Annotated in this window: 13 protein-coding genes; 8 read left to right on the top strand and 5 right to left on the bottom strand. The window is 76.5% G+C overall.

Translation table 11 applies throughout. The features are described from left to right. The first annotated feature begins 52 nt into the window (after positions 1-52). From IEY37_RS16195 to IEY37_RS16180, 4 genes are all read left to right on the top strand, one after another. Positions 53-571, top strand: a complete 519-nt coding sequence (locus IEY37_RS16195) for a DUF6474 family protein (protein ID WP_188943400.1) — start codon at positions 53-55, stop codon at positions 569-571. Between the two features lie 92 nt (positions 572-663). Further along, on the top strand, positions 664-1209 hold the full coding sequence (locus IEY37_RS16190; RefSeq protein ID WP_188943398.1) for an MFS transporter: 546 nt from the start codon (positions 664-666) through the stop codon (positions 1207-1209). A 307-nt stretch (positions 1210-1516) separates the two neighbouring features. Next, positions 1517-2341: a YcnI family copper-binding membrane protein gene (locus IEY37_RS16185; protein ID WP_188943395.1), complete on the top strand. Its 825-nt coding sequence runs from the start codon at positions 1517-1519 to the stop codon at positions 2339-2341. Beyond that, positions 2338-3000 (top strand): copper resistance CopC family protein, encoded by a 663-nt coding sequence (locus IEY37_RS16180; protein WP_229674514.1) that lies wholly within the window; start codon positions 2338-2340, stop codon positions 2998-3000. The genes IEY37_RS16185 and IEY37_RS16180 overlap by 4 nt, the downstream gene beginning before the upstream one ends. Positions 3001-3107: 107 nt before the next feature. On the opposite strand, the gene IEY37_RS16175 is transcribed toward IEY37_RS16180, so the two are convergent. The 3 genes from IEY37_RS16175 to IEY37_RS16165 all read right to left on the bottom strand — a co-directional run bounded on the left by IEY37_RS16175 (position 3108) and on the right by IEY37_RS16165 (position 6261). Then, entirely contained in the window at positions 3108-4169 is a 1062-nt protein-coding gene (locus IEY37_RS16175; protein ID WP_188943392.1) for an LLM class flavin-dependent oxidoreductase, read from the bottom strand. Positions 4170-4185: 16 nt separating this feature from the next. Continuing rightward, on the bottom strand, positions 4186-4800 hold the full coding sequence (locus tag IEY37_RS16170; RefSeq protein ID WP_188943390.1) for a DUF6069 family protein: 615 nt from the start codon (positions 4798-4800) through the stop codon (positions 4186-4188). Positions 4801-4947: 147 nt separating this feature from the next. After that, on the bottom strand, positions 4948-6261 hold the full coding sequence (locus IEY37_RS16165; protein ID WP_188943388.1) for a sensor histidine kinase: 1314 nt from the start codon (positions 6259-6261) through the stop codon (positions 4948-4950). Positions 6262-6366: 105 nt separating this feature from the next. On the opposite strand from IEY37_RS16165, the gene IEY37_RS16160 reads away from it, so the two are divergent. The 3 genes from IEY37_RS16160 to IEY37_RS16150 all read left to right on the top strand — a co-directional run bounded on the left by IEY37_RS16160 (position 6367) and on the right by IEY37_RS16150 (position 9334). Further along, on the top strand, positions 6367-7047 hold the full coding sequence (locus IEY37_RS16160; protein ID WP_188943386.1) for a response regulator: 681 nt from the start codon (positions 6367-6369) through the stop codon (positions 7045-7047). A gap of 213 nt (positions 7048-7260) precedes the next feature. Further along, positions 7261-7752, top strand: coding sequence for a cation:proton antiporter regulatory subunit (locus IEY37_RS16155; protein WP_188943573.1), 492 nt, complete (start codon positions 7261-7263; stop codon positions 7750-7752). Between the two features lie 145 nt (positions 7753-7897). Beyond that, entirely contained in the window at positions 7898-9334 is a 1437-nt protein-coding gene (locus tag IEY37_RS16150; RefSeq protein WP_268238026.1) for a cation:proton antiporter, read from the top strand. Positions 9335-9402: 68 nt separating this feature from the next. Here the strand turns inward: IEY37_RS16150 and IEY37_RS16145 are convergent, their stop codons facing one another. Together IEY37_RS16145 and IEY37_RS16140 are read right to left on the bottom strand one after the other, a co-directional pair. Further along, the gene (locus IEY37_RS16145; protein WP_188943384.1) at positions 9403-12585 is read right to left on the bottom strand and encodes a VWD domain-containing protein; all 3183 of its coding nucleotides are present in this window, start codon (positions 12583-12585) and stop codon (positions 9403-9405) included. 139 nt (positions 12586-12724) lie between these two features. Further along, positions 12725-13858, bottom strand: coding sequence for a cobalamin-independent methionine synthase II family protein (locus IEY37_RS16140; RefSeq protein ID WP_188943382.1), 1134 nt, complete (start codon positions 13856-13858; stop codon positions 12725-12727). A 239-nt stretch (positions 13859-14097) separates the two neighbouring features. Between IEY37_RS16140 and IEY37_RS16135 the strand changes: the two genes are divergently transcribed. Further along, a complete protein-coding gene (locus IEY37_RS16135; RefSeq protein WP_188943380.1) occupies positions 14098-15201 on the top strand; it encodes a hypothetical protein in 1104 nt (367 codons plus the stop codon). Positions 15202-15262 lie beyond the last annotated feature (61 nt).

Genomic DNA, 15262 nt, shown 5'->3' with positions numbered 1-15262 from the left:
GGCAACGATCCGGCGCGGGACACCGCACGCACAGGAAGCAGAGGTCGGCCCCATGCTCCGTTCGAAGAAGTCCCGCCGCAGCGGCAAGAGCGGTAAGGACGGCAAGCAGCGGGCACCCGAGCAGCCGCGTGGGGCCATCGCCACGCTGACCGATCCGAAGACCGCGCGGAACGCCGTCGCCGTGGCGCGCCTGGCCGGCCCGGCGCTGGCGCCGCTCGCCCTGCGGGCGTCCACCGCCGCCCGCAGCCTCATCGACCACCGGCGCGCGGCGAAGCTGGGCGTGCCGGTCGACCAGGTGGCGGCCTACCGGGGGCCGGCCGGGCCGTCCCTGGCCCGCATCGACACCCTGGAACAGGCCGTCGAGGACCTGCGCCGCCGGCGCGGTGGCGACACCAGGGTCGCCGGCTTCGCCGACACCGCGCGCGGCCGGTTCGCCGACCTGCGGGCCGCGGCGCACGCCGCCGCCCCCATGCCGCCGGGACGCCGCCGGGTCACCCTGCGCGCCATCGGCGGCGAGATCAGCCGGCTGGAATCGGCCCTGCTGACGTACCTCGTCAACACCTCGGCCTGAGGCCACTCCCGGTGCCGGTCGCCCCGTCCCGCCGTGCGGCCGCGCCGCCCGGTCGGTCGGGGCTCCCCGGACCGTCCCCCCGCGATCGCGCGGTGCCCCGGCGCCTCGGTGACGCGGATCCTGCGGCGGTCCGGCTCGCCCGCACCGCCGTCTTCGCCGCCACCAGCACGGTGACGGCCGCCATGGGGCACGCGCTGGGCGGCGGCGGGCTGCCGGACCCGGCCGTGCTGGTGACCGCGGGTCTGGGGGTCGGGACCTTGACCGCAACCGCCGCCCGCGGCCGGCGACGGTGGATTGAGACGGTCGCCCTGCTGGCCGGTGCCCAGCTCCTCTTCCACGTCCTGTTCTCGCTGCACCACGGGCACCCCGCCGGCCACCCCGCCGGGCTGCTCGCCTTCCACGCGGTCGCCGCGCTGGTCACCGGGGTGGTGCTGGCCCGCGGCGACGCCGCGGCTGCGGCCCTGCGCCGCGCCGGCCGCGCCGTCGTCCGTGCGCTCACCGCGGCACCGCCCGTCGCGATCCCCGGGCCGAGCGCGCTGCCGGCTTCCCGGCCGGCCGCGGCCGCCCGGACCGCGCTGCTCGCCCGGTGCGCGCCCCGGCGGGGTCCGCCGGCCGGCGCGCGCCCGCTGCCGGCCTGATCCCGGCCGCGGCTCGCCTCCCGTCCCGCCCGCCGCTCCGGCAGGCCGGCGGTTGCCTGCTGCCCGACCTCGGCGGCGTCACCCGCCCTCGGCCGCGCACCGGCCGGCGGCCGATGTCACCGCGCGTGCACCCGGAGACGGACAGCGTCTGCGTGCTGCTGCCGTCCGTCGCTGACAGCACGCCACCGCACGGCACCGCAGGCTGGCCGGCGGCCCGGCGGCACCGGCTGCGGCCCGGGCCGGGTCCGTCCGGCCGGCACCGCGGCACCGATGTCCACTCGTCCACAGACCTGAAGAAGGAACTCTCGTGTCGCATCCACCCCGGCGGCGCCTCGGCGCCCGCCTGCTCGCCCTCTCCACCCTGACCGTCCTGGGGCTGGCCGTCCCGGCGACCGCCGCGCTCGCTCACGTCACCGTCGGCCCGGCGTCCATCACGGCCGGCACCTACTCCGTCCTGGCGTTCAAGGTGCCCAACGAGTCCGCCACGGCGAAGACCTCGGAGGTCGCCGTCACCCTGCCGTCCGACCACCCGTTCGCCTCCGTCTCCGCCCGGCAGTTGCCCGGCTGGACGGCAACCCTGACCCGCACCAAGCTGCAGAACCCCGTCACCGACGACGACAACGCCACCATCACCGAGGCCGTCACCACCGTCACCTGGCGGGCCGACGCGTCCTCCCGGATCGCGCTGGGCCAGTACGTCGAGTTCGATCTGAGCGTCGGCCCGGTGCCCGACGTGCGCGAGCTGTCCTTCCCGGCCGTCCAGACCTACGACGACGGCACCGTCGTCCGGTGGAACCAGCCGACGCCGGCCTCCGGTGAGGAGCCGGAACACCCGGTGCCGACCCTCGCCGTGACGCCGGCGGCGGCCTCGTCGACCGCGCCGGGGTCCGCGACGTCGTCCCCCGGGACGGGCGCTGCGGCCACTTCCTCGGGTGCCGCGAGCAGCTCCTCCGGGGCGGACACGGCGGCGGCCGGGCCGACCGTCACGGTGACCGCGACGCCGGCCGCCGCTGCCGGGGACAGCGACGGGGCGGCCCGTACCCTCGGCGTCGTGGGGATCGTCGTCGGCGCCGCAGGAGCCCTGCTGGCGGCCGTCGCGCTGCGCAGTCGCCGCGGAGGTGCGGGCTCGTGAGGCCCAGCGCCGCCGCCCAGCGGCCGCACCGCCGGGCTGCAGCCACCGTCGCCCGGCTGGTCGCCGTGGTCGCCGCCGTGCTGGCGACGACGGTCGTCGCCGCGGGCCCGGCGTCCGCCCACGACGTGCTGATCTCGAGCAGCCCGGCGGCGAACTCCACGCTGGCGACCCCGCCCTCGACGGTGACCTTCACCTTCGACCAGCCGGTGCAGAACTTCGAGCCGGTGGTGTCGCTGATCGGACCGGACGGGCAGCAGCACCGCAGCGGGCCGGTCCAGGTCGACGGCAACGTCGTGAGCAGTGCGGTGTCGGGCGGTCCGGCCGGGCAGTGGGTTGCCGCCTACCGCGTGGTCTCCGCCGACGGTCACCCGGTCACCGGCGAGGTCCGGTTCACCGTCACCACCGGGTCGACGGCAGGGCCGGCCGGGTCGGGCGGTGCGACGGCGGCCACCGATCCCATCGCGTCCGCGTCGGGCACCACCGGGTCCGCGGGCGCCACCACCGGTCCGGCCGGCTCCGCCGCGCCGTCCGCGGCCGCCTCGTCCGGCCTGTCCGCGTGGCTGTGGATCGGCCTGGCGGTCGCCGTCGTGCTGCTCGGCGCGGCGGTCGTGGTGCTCGTCCGCGGCCCGCGCCGCCGGACGGGAGCCGCCGGCTCCTGACGGTCCGCGCACGGGCCGCCGCTCGACGCCGCCGCCCCGGAGGTGGCGGTGCCGGGCGGCGGCCGCGGGTCGGGGGGTGGCTGCCCGCTCGGCAGCCCGACGCCTTGTCAGCCGCGGAGGCCGTGCAGCTCCGGGAGCACCTCGCGGGCGAACAGCTCGGTGGTCCGGGCGACGAGCGCCGGGTTGGCGTCGCGGGACCCGGCCACCACGACGATCCGGTCGAGCCCGAGGTCCAGCAGCGCCCCCAGCCGCTCCAGGCAGCGCTCCGGCGGCCCGACGACGGCGAACCGGGCGACGAAGTCGTCGTCCAGCACGGCGGTCTGCCGGGACCCGCCGAGCCCGTGCCGTGCGGTGTCGTAGCCGGCACCGACCTGCTCGATCACCCTGCGGTCCGCCGCGGCAACGTCCCGCCCGGCACCGGCGGACATGCTCGAGAAGTGGGCGAAGATCGCGGTGCTGCCGCGGACCAGGTCGCAGGCCGTCGCGACGTCGGGGTGGCAGGCCACGTTGACGTAGGCGCCGAGCCGCAACCCGGCCGGGTCGAGTCCCGCCGCGGTCCTGGCCGCCCGCGCCGCGGCCACCGCCGCCGCGATCCGGGCGGTGTCCGCGCCCACGGTGAGCAGCACCCCGTCGGCCCGGACGGCGCCCACCGCGACGGTGCGTGGGCCGGTCGCGGCCACCTCCACCGGAACCGGTGACAGACCCAGCCCGGCGATCCAGCCGATCGCTGCACCGGACCCGCTCGGCGGCGGCTCCCCGCGCAGCAGGGCGCGGACGTCGGTCAGGTACCGCTCCAGCTCTCCGGTGGTGGTGGCTGGCAGCCCGGCCTGCACCAGCGCGGAGTCGCCCCGGCCGATACCGAGCACCGCCCGGCCGCCGGACTCGGCGTGGACCGTCGCGATGGCGGCCGCCGTCACGGCCGGGTGCCGGGTGGCGGGGTTCGTGGTGCCCGTGCCCAGCCCCAGCCGGCTGGTCGTGCGGGCGCTGAGCGCCAGCTCGACGTACGGGTCGGCGACCAGGTGCTGGCTGTCGGCGAGCAGCATCCCGTCGAAGCCCTGCTCCTCGACGGACGCGGCCGCGGCCGCGGTGCGGCCCGGGGAGGGGAATCCGTGGATCCAGACCTCGGGCCGCCGCGGCCGCGGCGACGTGTGCGGTGTCAGCGGTGTCATCCGTCCCTTCCCGGGGTCAGCGGGGCCGGGCGTTGGAGGCGGCCACCGGGACCAGTGTCATGATCACCACACCGACCACCAGGTTCGTGCCGGCCAGCACCAGCTGCGACACCAGCGACGCCGTGGTGGTGAACGGCAGCAGCACGGCGAGCGCGGTGAGCAGGCCGGTCAACCAGCCGTAGTACATCGTCGGCCGCGGCGCGAACGCCACCATCCCGTCGTAGACCAGCGCCGCGAGCATCGAGATCAGCGCGGCAATCATGCCGTAGGTCCCGATGTGCAGCGCGGCGTCGGTGTCCGGCAGGACCACCGGGACCCGCAGCACGCCCTGGGCCACCACCATGCCGATGACGCCGGCCATGCCGGCGACCGCGGCGGTGAGGATCGACCCGACCCAGAAGCGCGCCTGGTCCAGCCGGGGACCGCGGCTGATCGGCAGGTCCACGGGCTCCGGCCGGTAGCCCGGCTGGCTCCAGGTGGTCGGCACGTACAGCGGGTCGCCGGCGGGCGGCGCCGGGCGGTAGCCGGGTGCGGCCGGCGGCTGGCGCAGGTCGGCCTGCGGCGCGGCGGGACGCAGCAGCTCGGTGTGGTCGGGCGTCCAGGGCGCCCGGGGGTCGACGGTCTGGGTCATGGCACTCACCTCGGAAGGGATCCGGCGCTGGTATCGGCCGGTTGCATCGAGTCTGTTCCGCGGCCGCGCACCGGACCGTCGGCCGGCCGGTGGTCCCGGCGGTGGAGCTGCGCCGTCCCCCGACCGGTGGACACCGCTGTCCCCCGGCTACGCGGCCGGCAGGCTCACCGTGGCGACCGTGCCGCCCGGCGTGCCCCGGTCCAGGGTCAGCCGGCCGCCGGCGGCCTCGATCCGCAGGCGGTGCGAGGCCACGCCGATGTGCCCCTCCGCCAGGCGCTGCGCCAGCCGGTCCGGGTCGACGCCCGTCCCGTCGTCGGTGACCGTCACGGTGCTGCCACCGGCGTCCCGGCGCAGTTCGATCCAGGCGTGCCGGGCCCGGGCGTGCTTGACGACGTTGATCAGCATCTCGCGGGCCGCCGAGTACAGCAGCAGGTCGTTGGGCAGCCGGCGGTCGTCGTCGGGCGGCTCTACCCGGACCTGCACGGCCACCCGCCCACGCACCTCCGGTGCGGTCGCCAGGTCCCGCAGCGCCTGGGCCAGCCCCGCCTGGGCCAGCACGGCCGGGTGCAGCTGGCTGACCGTCGACCGGAGCAGCTCGGCGGCCGTGACCAGCGCCTGATCGACCCGGTCGAAGGCGCCGGGATCGCCGGTGTCGCGGGCGTCCTCGAGCTCCAGCCGCGCCCCGAGCACGTACTGCAGGGCACCGTCGTGCAGGTGCTCGGCCATCTCCCGACGCTGCCGGTCCGCCAGGGTGGTCAGCTGCGCCAGCAGCTCGGCCCGCTGACCCGCCAGCCGGCCGATCTCGGCCACCCGGTGGCGCTGGATCGCCGACAACCCGACGGCGCCGGCCGAGAGCGCGGCCACCACCACCGTGCGCAGCACCACCGACGACCACGGCTCACCGTCGGTGCCCGGCGAGCCGTTGTAGCTGCGCGCGGCGACGCTGGACAGCAGGTACAGCACGGTGGTGACCACGCCGATGACCACGCCGGTCGCCACCCGCAGCTGCGCCGCCGCCAGCACCGGGATCAGCACCAGGCCGTTGGACAGGATGTACGGGGTCCAGCTCAGCGCGTCGGAGATGCCGCTGACCTGGTTGAGGATGCCGAAGAAGAGCAGGTCGACGGTCAGCACCAGCCACGTCAGCCCCACCAGGTGCTCGGCGTCCAGCCGCAGCCACAGACCGACGGCGACCGCCCACACCGCGTACGCCACCGCGATGGCCAGGCACAGCTCGCTGTAGTACTGCGGCGGCTCCCACAGCACGGTGACCACGGCGAACACCGCCAGCACGGCCCGCAGGCACACGTGCAGCAGGGCGCCGCGCACCGCGTGCTCGGCTACGATCCGCTCCAGGTCGGACCGCGGCGCCCGCCGCCCGGGCCGGCCGGCACGGGTGGTCGCAGGTGCCGACGGCGCGGCGGTCGCACCGGCGGTCGCGGAGTGGGTCGACGCGGTCATCTGTCGGGTCCTGTCTGGAATCCGCGTGGCGTCGGTCCGGCGCCGCACCGATGGTCGCACGGGTCCCGCGGCGGCCGACGGACACGAGAGGGAGCGGTGGCGACGATGGGCCATCCGACGGGGGCCGGGCCGTCCCGGTCGTCGGCGACCGGGGAACGCGTGACCGTCGTCGTCGCCGACGACCACCCCTTCTTCCGCGACGGGGTGACGCGGGGGCTGCAGCAGAGCGGTTTCGTCGACGTCGTCGGGCAGGCCGAGGACGGCCGGCAGGCCGTCGAGATGATCACCGAGCTGCGCCCCGCCGTCGCCCTGGTCGACTACCAGATGCCGGACATGGACGGCCTGGCCGTGCTGCACGCGGTCGTCCGGGACCACCTGCCGACCCGGGTGGTGCTGCTCTCGGCGGTCACCGACGCCGGCGTGGTGTACCGGGCCCTCGAGGAGGGCGCCGCCGGCTACCTGTCCAAGGACGCGCGCCGGGCCGAGATCGTCGACGCGGTGCAGCAGGCCGCCCGGGGGCAGACCGTGGTGCCGCCGGCGCTGGCCGCCGGCCTGGTCGGCCAGATCCGGATGCGGGCGCAGTCGTCCGCCCCGGTGCTGTCCGAGCGGGAGCAGCAGGTGCTGCGCGCCTTCGCCGCAGGCCGGTCGATCCCGGCCATCGCCGGCGAGCTGTTCCTCGCGCCGAGCACGGTGAAGACCCACACCCAGCGGCTGTACGAGAAGCTCGGGGTGTCCGACCGGGCCGCCGCCGTGGCCGAGGCCATGCGGCAGGGCCTGCTGGACTGACCGCTCGCGGGCCTTTTGGACGGACCGATCGGGGGCCTGCGGCCGGCCCCGGTCGACCGTCCGCGCCCCGGCCACGGCAGGACTAATCTGGTCCCGTCCGGCGTTGCACCGGGCACGTCGGAGCAGGTCAGGACAGCCGGGACGGCTGTCACCGGGCCGCCGGCGGGGCGGAGCGGGACGCCGCGACGCCACTTCCGAGCAGAAAGGCACGTGATGTTCGACGAGGACGTCGAGGTCTCCGAGACCCGGCTGCCCGGGGTGGGCATCCGGCACGACTTCCTCACGGACGCCGGCCGCCGGGTGGGCGTGGTCGCCCACCGCAACGGCAAGCGGGACCTCGTGGTGTTCAGCAAGGACGACCCGGACTCCTGTTCCCAGGTCGTCACCCTCTCCGGCCCGGAGGCCGACGCGCTGGCCGGCTTCCTGGGCAACCGGCGCGTCATCGAACGCCTGGCGAACCTGTCCGAGCAGGTGGCGGGCCTGGCCGTGGGCAAGGTCAAGGTCGCCCACGGCTCCCGGTTCGACGGCCTGGCCCTCACCGCGATCAAGGCCAAGCGCACCGGGGCGTCCGTCGTGGCGGTGCTGCACGACGGCGAGATGGTGCCGTCGCCGGACCCCGAGCGCAGCCTGACGGGCGGCGACGTGCTGATCGTCGTCGGGACCGCCGAGTCCATCGAGACGCTGCGCGACCTCGTCGCCGGCTGACGTCCGCCGGTCCGGACACCGGCCGACCCGACCCGTGCCACCGGCACGGGTCACCGACCCCGTCCGCAAGGGGTGATCGACGCCGATCCCCGGACGCCGCCACCGCGGCCGACCGGCCGCGACGCGGCGATCTGGAGGGAGCGACGTGCACTCGGCCGTCATCTTCATGGAGCTGGGCGCCGTCATCCTGGTGCTCGGCCTGCTGGGCCGGCTGGCCGGGCGGATCGGCCTGTCCCCGGTGCCGTTCTACCTGCTCGCCGGCCTGGCCTTCGGCGACGGCGGCCTGCTGCCGCTGGGCGCCAGCGAGTCGTTCATCTCCACCGGCGCCGAGATCGGCGTCGTGCTGTTGCTGCTCCTGCTGGGACTGGAGTACTCCGCCCCGGAGCTGATGACCAACCTCCGGCAGCAGGCGCCGGCCGGCATCGTCAACCTGGTCGCCAACTCCGCGCCCGGCGTCGCCGTCGGGCTGATCCTGGGCTGGTCCGCTCCGGCGGTCGTCGCCATGGGCGGCATCACCTACGCCACCAGCTCCGGGATCACCGCCAAGCTGCTCGGCGACCTCGGCCGGCTCGGCAACCGGGAGACCCCGGTCGTGCTGTCGCTGCTGGTCCTGGAGGACCTGTCGATGGCCGTGTACCTGCCCGTGCTCACCGCCCTTCTCGCCGGCGCCGGGCTGCTGTCCGGGACGATCTCGGTGGGCATCGCGCTGGTCGCCATCACGGTGGCGCTCGTGGTCGCGTTGCGGTTCGGGCAGCAGCTCGGCCGGCTGATCTGGACCGAGAGCTCCGAGGTCCTCCTGCTCATCGTCTTCGGCCTGGCGCTGCTGGTGGCCGGCGCCGCCCAGCAGCTGCAGGTGTCCGAGGCGGTCGGCGCCTTCCTGGTGGGCATCGCCCTGTCCGGCCGGGTCGCCCAGAGCGCCTACACCCTGCTGGCGCCGCTGCGCGACCTGTTCGCCGCGGTGTTCTTCGTCTTCTTCGGGCTGCAGACCCATCCCGGCGACATCCCCGGCATGCTGCTGCCCGCGCTGGCTCTGGGCGCCGTGACGGCGCTGACCAAGATCGGCGTCGGGGTGTGGGCGACGCGCCGGACCGGCATCGGCCCAGCCGGCCAGATCCGCGCCGGCACCGTGATCGTCTCGCGCGGCGAGTTCAACATCGTCGTCGCCGGCCTGGCCACCGGGGCGGCCGGTGTGGTGGCTCCCGGCCTGGGCGCGCTGGCGGCCACCTACGTGCTGATCATGGCGGTGGCCGGGCCGCTGGTCGCCCGCGCCGGCGACCCGCTGGGCCGCTGGGTCGCCCGCCGCGCCACCGCCCGCCGGGAGGACCGGGCCACCGGACGGGTCACGACGGCGGCGGACCCGGCCCGTACCAGGGCGGCCACCGCGGTCGCGACGGACCCGGGTTCCGACGCGGAGGCGGTCGACGGAATCGACGGGATCGACGGGATCGACCGGGCGGACCGCGTCGACGGTGAGGGAACGATCGACGGGGTCGCAGGGGTCGGCGGAATCCGGCCGCGACGGCTGCGCGGCCTGGACGGCCTGGACGGCCTGGACCCAGCCGGCGCCGACGGTGCCCGCTGATCGCGCCGTCCCGGTCCCGTCCGCGCCGCTGTCCTCGGCGCTGTCCTCGGTGCCGTCCCCGGCCGCGGTCAGGACCGCGTCGCCGTGAACCCGTAGCGGTACGGACCCGCGGTGTCGGTGTCGTTGACCACCACGACGCTCCACCGCCCGTCGGAGGTCAGGGTCTGCGGGTTCGGGTCGTCGCAGATGCCGGTGCGCAGGGTCACCACGGTCCCGCCGGGGTCGGCCAGTCCCCACGTCACCGCGCTGCCGGCCGGGCAGCCGTCCGCGGCCCGCAGGGTCACCACGTCGCCGGCGAGACCGTCGAACGTCCAGCGGTCGGTCGCGCCGGCCCCGGCGAGCACCGCGTCGCCGGCGGCGACGGTCAACGGCAGCGTCGACGGCCGGGAGCGCTCCGGTCCGGCCGCCACGACGTGGAACGCCCAGCTGCCGCCGTCGCTCGAGCCGGCGTCGACGAACGCGTCGACCCGCCACGTCCCGGGCGACCCGGTGGTGATCCGGCCGCCGTCCTGGCACCCCGGGATCTGCAGGCTCTCCGTGCCGTCCGGCGCGGTGACCCGCCAGAAGACCGGCACGGACGCCGCGCACTCCGCGTCGGAGGCCCAGTAGAGCGCCGTGGCGGCCGGGTCGTCGACCGTCCAGCTGCGGGTCTCGCCCGGTCGCAGCGTGACGGCCGGGATGGAGCCGCCCACCCGGACGGCGCCGGCTGACGCCGTGGTGGCCGGGTCGGACGACGGGCGCGACGACGGGCCGGTCGGGGACGCGGTGTCCGGCGCCACCGTCTGCAGGACCCGGTAGCCGTCCGCGAACGCCTCGTCGCCGCTGACCGCCACGTCGTAGACGCAGGCGTCCCGCCGCGCTGCGGGGGTGAGCGTCCCGCAGGCCCGGTCGGCCGCCGCCCGGACGTCGGCGGGCAGGTCCTCCAGGGTGAGCACCCTGGACGGCATGTCGGTGCGCTGGTAGTCCGCGGTGGACCGGCCGGCCGGGTAGTCGAACAGCGACGTGCCGGCGGTGACCCGCCAGCTCGCGCCGAACCGGGTGTACAACGGGTCCGTCGGCGCCGACGCGGCCGGGTCCGGGTACGCCGTGCCCGACCGGTCGAGGAGCGTGGAGCCCGGTCGGCCGGTGTACGGCCCGAGCAGCCCGGACAGGGTGCCGATGCGGCCGCGGTCGGGTTCCAGCACGACGTTGAGGCCGGCGTCGCCGATCGGCAGCACCCGCAGCACCGTGCCGTCCGGCCAGGTCAGCCGGTAGCCGCCGGTGTCCGGCGCCACGGTGCCGCCGCCGGCGAGGGCGACGGGCTGCCGCGGGCGGCGGCCGGCGCCGTCGATCCGCAGCTCCGGCCGGAGGGCATCGGCGACCGCGACGGTCACCCGGCTCCGGCCGATCCGGACCGCCACCGCCGTGGTGATCGACGCGTCGAGCCGCTCCGCGCCGTCCGCGGCCCGCACGGGTTCCTGCCGGGCCTGCACCTCGAGGTCGCCGGCACCGGCGGTGGCGAGCACGAACTCGCCGCCGGCCTGGAAGTCGTACCGGTAGCCGTCGAACGTCACCAGGTGCGGGTCGCCGTTGCTGGAGCCGGATGCCGGGTCGTCGTCGGGGCCGCCGGATCGGGCGTGCGGATTGGCCGGCGGGGCGGAACCGGGCTCCGCGGGGTAGCGCGGCACCGGCGGCCGGCGGGCCGGCTGCTCGCGGCAGTACTCGTCCAGGTCCACGACGTCGGTGGCGACCGTCGCGCCGGTCGCTCCTCCGGTGACGCCCAGGTACAGCGGCAGCTGCGCCGGGGTGACGTCGAGTCCGGCCGCCGCCGACCCGTCCGGGCACCGGCAGTCGCCGCTGACGCAGTAGTCGCCGCGGGTGATGTGCACGTCCTCGAACGTCGCGGCGTCGTGCACCCGCACCGGCCGGGACGAGGTGACCCGGACGATGCCGTCGGCGACGCCGCCCGCCAGCCCGCCGGCGGTGACCACCGCGGCCCTTGCGTCGTACGGCTCGACCACGAACCGGCCGCCGACCGCGCCGACGGTGGTGCGGGGCGGGACGGTGTCGGTGACCGCGACGCCGTGGACCTGCCAGGCGTCCCCGAACTCCGGCTGGCGCAGCAGCGACGATCCCCAGCTGTCCTCGACGTCCTGGGCGGCGCCGCCCGCCTCCCGGTACGCGTCCGCCCCGGCCAGGCCGAGCGACCAGATCCGCCCGAGGACCTTCCACGGATCGTGGCCGGTGTGCTGCAGGTGGAACCACCAGCCGAACGCCGAGTAGGTCCGGACGAACAGCGGCGCCTGGTCGCGCAGGTAGAACAGCCAGTTCGACGGCTCGCCGTGGGTGGTGCCGGCCAGGTCTGCTCCGCCGAACTCGGCGGTGCCCTCGATCAGCCAGCCCGGCGCCGTCCGGTATGCGCCCAGGTCGGGGTAGGCGAACCCCTGGAAGCAGTGGATCAGCTCGTGGTACAGCACGTTGCGCCGTCCCGCGTCCAGCGCGCCGCCCTGCCACATCGACGGCGGCAGGAACACCTCGCACCGGTCGGCGGCGCCGCCCTGCTCGTCGACCACGGTGCTGCCGTCGGCCGTGCGGCCCTCGCCGGCGGCCAGCACCTGGGTCCACGCCGCGGCGCCCGGCCGCTCCGCGTCGACCAGGTACAGCTCGACGCGGTCGGGCACCGGCCGGCCCAGCCGGGTGGCCATCTCGCCGGTCATGGTGTCCAGCTGCGGCCTGAGCCGGGCCGCCGCGTCGTCCTTGGGGTCGGCCAGCGCCCACCGCGCCGCACCGCGCAGCCGCGGCGCGTCGGCCGGCCCCGGGAGGACCAGCGCGGCCACCGCCGACCGCTGGGCGGCGGACAGCTCCGTCCAGTGCCCGAGCAGCTCGCGGACGACGTCGCCGGCCGGGACCTTGGCGGGCGGGCGGGGCAGCCCGGCCGGCAGCACGACGCCCGGCAGCGGACCGAACAGGTACGCGGCCGCCTGCAGGGACCGGTCGACGTCCCGCCGTCCGTCGGGCGCCCGGTCGAGCAGCGCCGTGACCGGGTCGGCGGGCGCGCCACCCGCCGGCGGCGTCGACCCGGTGGACGCCCTGGACGCCGCGGACGTGGGCGCTGTGCCGGACGTGCCGGGCCCGGGCGGCGCAGCCGCCGGTGTGGACCTCGCCGGGGCTGCAGGGCCGGACGTGCGACCGGAGGTGCGTACGAGCACCACCACGGCAGCGGCCAGCAGCACGGCGCCGACGGCGACCAGGGCGGTGGTGCGTCGGGTCATGCGGTCTCCCGGGCGGGTGTCACGGCGGGCCGGCGGACGCCAGGAGCGGCGGGCGACGGCGGTGATACGGCCGCTCCGGCGGCCGGCAGGACCGACGGACCGGGCGGACTCCGGGGCCCCGGTGCGGGCCGCCGGCCGGTCAGACCAGCGCGGCGCCCTCGGCGAGCGCGGCCAGCTTGGCGTAGACGATGTCCGGGTCGACCGCGCCGAAGCCGGCGAAGGTCGAGAACCCGCAGTCGGTGCCGCCGATGACCCGGTCCCGCCCGACGACGTCGGTGAACAGCCGGAGCCGCTGCGCCACCACCTGCGGGTGCTCGACGAAGTTGGTGGTGGAGTCCAGCACGCCGGGGATCAGGACCTTGTCGTCACCGATGGCGGCCGCCTGCTCGCGGAAGTAGGTCCAGTCGTGCTGGTGCCGCGGGTTCGACGTCTCGAAGAGCAGGCCGGCCGGCTTGGCGCGCAGCAGGGTCGGCAGGATGACGCCCATCTCGACGTCGTGGGTGTGCGGGCCCTCGTAGTTGCCCCAGCACACGTGCATCCGCACCCGATCGGCGGGCACGTTCCGCAGCGCGTGGTTGAGGACCTCGACGTGCACGGCGATGAGCGAGATGTACTCCTCGTCGCTGCGGCCCTTGTACATCATGTGGCGGCCCAGCCCGAGGTCCGGCGAGTCCAGCTGGAGGATCAGCCCGGCGGCGACGATGGCCTCGTACTCGGGCCGCATGGCCTCCGCCAGGGCCTCCAGGTACTCGTCCTGCGACGGGTAGTACTCGTTCGGCTGGAAGAGCGCGATGACGCCGGGCGACGCGGAGTTCATGAACGCGCCGGCCGACGGGTGCGCGGCGGTCGCCGCGGCGAACCGGCGCACGTCGTCGTGCAACGGCTGCAGCGTGCGGGGTGCGACCGGCCCGACGCACTTGGGACGCCGGTAGGTCGGCGTGCCGCCGCCCTTGGCCTGCCGCTGCAGGAACGACGGGAAGTCCTCGAGGTCGGCCGGTGGCTCGCGGGGGCTGTCGCCGTCGAAGCCGGTGATCCGGTCCTTGATGTACGTGGCGTAGGAGATCTTCGACATCTCGCCGTCGGACACCAGGTCGATGCCGGCCTCGACCTGGCGCCGGACCGCCTCGTCGACGGCGGCACCGATGACGGAGTCGAACCGGTCCGGGTCGACCGGGTCGCCGCGCTCGGCGGCGAAGATCAGCTCCGTCACCTCCGCCGACCGGGGCAACGAACCGACGTGGGTGGTGAGGAGTCCGTCCGACACGAGCGGCACTCTAGGGGCAGGTCCCGACAGTCGCGCGGCTGGCGGGGTGACGCCACCCGATCAGCGCCGCCACCGGCCGGCAGGCGGATCGCCCGTCCGCCCAGTGCCCGTCCGGGGACAGATGCCCGGATGCCCCCGTGCCGGTGCGGCTCCGCGGCTTCGCCCCGCCGGCTGCACCAGCCGGCGGGCCGGCCTCCCGCGGGTCTCACCCGGCCGCCCTCTCCGCCGGCCGCCGTACCGTCGGTGCGGTGCAACGGGTGATGCAGGGCGTGGCGGTGCTGGCCGTGACGGTGGTCCTGGCCGCCGTCGCGCCCGCGGCCCTGCGGCCGGACGTCGCCGGGCGGCCGCTGCCCCCTGACCTCTCTGCGCCTGCGGTCGGCGACTGCGTGGTCCAGCTGCGTCCCGAGTCGGTGGTGGTGGTGCCCTGCGCCGAGCCCCACACCGCCGAGGTGACCGCCCTGGTCCCCGCGCCGGCCGGCGGGTCGCCGGGGTCGTCCGGATCGCCGGGGTCGTCCGGGTCGCCGAGGTCGTCCGGTGGCGGGGGCAGCCGGTCGTGGAGCTGGAGCGCCCGCTACCCGTGTTTCGCCGGCCTGCCCGGGTACGTCCGTGACGCCGCGGCCCTCGCCGCCGCCACCGGCGACACCGGGTGGGCGGTCGCCGACGTCGACTACCGGGTCCGCGTGGTGCCGGGTCCCGTCACCCCCGGCGAGCCGGCGACCACCGCGCTCGCCTGCCTGGTGGTCCCGACGCCCGGCGGCACCGGCGGCGGCGGTGCCGTCACGGGGCGGATCGCCGCGCTGACCCCGGCCGAGCCCGCGCCGACCGGTGCCGGATCCGCCGAGGGCTCCGACTCCGCCGAGGGCTCTGCCTCTGCCGACGGCACCGGCTCCGCCGAGGGCACCGGCTCCGCCGAGGACTCCGGCGCCGGGGCTGCGACCGGTGTGCACACGCTGCACGAGTGCTACCGCAGCGCCCGCAGCCGCCTGCTCACCGGTTGCACCGCACGGCACGCCGGCGAGTTGATCGCCGGCCGGGTCCTGCCTCCGGCGCCCCCGGTCGCGTCGGGCGGCGCGGGCGTCCCGGGCACGGGCCGCACGGGCCCCGGCGGTATAGACCGGGACGACCTGCTGCAGCAGTGCCGGACCGCGGCCCGTGCCGCGGTCGGCGTCGCCGACGAGACCTTCGGCGGCCGCACCAGGGTCGAGCTGGCGATGGACGCGGTGTCACCCCCGCGACCCGGACCCGCCGCGACCCGGGTGACCTGCACGCTGTGGGCCGCGGACGGGACGGCCCTGACCGGGTCGCTGCTCGGCCTGGGCGCGCGCCCGCTGCCCGCGGTCCCCACCGGCTAGCTGTACTGACCGGACAGGTTGGTTAAGCGGGTGACCGGGGCCTGGTTCCCGATTGCGGTGT

The organism is Nakamurella endophytica (assembly GCF_014646215.1).
Classification (GTDB): Bacteria; Actinomycetota; Actinomycetes; order Mycobacteriales; family Nakamurellaceae; genus Nakamurella; species Nakamurella endophytica.
The sequence above is the reverse complement of the archived record's forward strand: the minus strand, read 5'-3'. Positions and strand labels throughout refer to the sequence as shown.

Coding starts and splice junctions, on each gene's coding strand:
- IEY37_RS16195 (WP_188943400.1), top strand. CDS start 53: ATGCTCCGTTCGAAGAAGTCCCGCCGCAGCGGCAAGAGCGGTAAGGAC.
- IEY37_RS16165 (WP_188943388.1), bottom strand. CDS start 6,261: ATGACCGCGTCGACCCACTCCGCGACCGCCGGTGCGACCGCCGCGCCG.
- IEY37_RS16175 (WP_188943392.1), bottom strand. CDS start 4,169: ATGACACCGCTGACACCGCACACGTCGCCGCGGCCGCGGCGGCCCGAG.
- IEY37_RS16155 (WP_188943573.1), top strand. CDS start 7,261: ATGTTCGACGAGGACGTCGAGGTCTCCGAGACCCGGCTGCCCGGGGTG.
- IEY37_RS16145 (WP_188943384.1), bottom strand. CDS start 12,585: ATGACCCGACGCACCACCGCCCTGGTCGCCGTCGGCGCCGTGCTGCTG.
- IEY37_RS16170 (WP_188943390.1), bottom strand. CDS start 4,800: ATGACCCAGACCGTCGACCCCCGGGCGCCCTGGACGCCCGACCACACC.
- IEY37_RS16160 (WP_188943386.1), top strand. CDS start 6,367: ATGGGCCATCCGACGGGGGCCGGGCCGTCCCGGTCGTCGGCGACCGGG.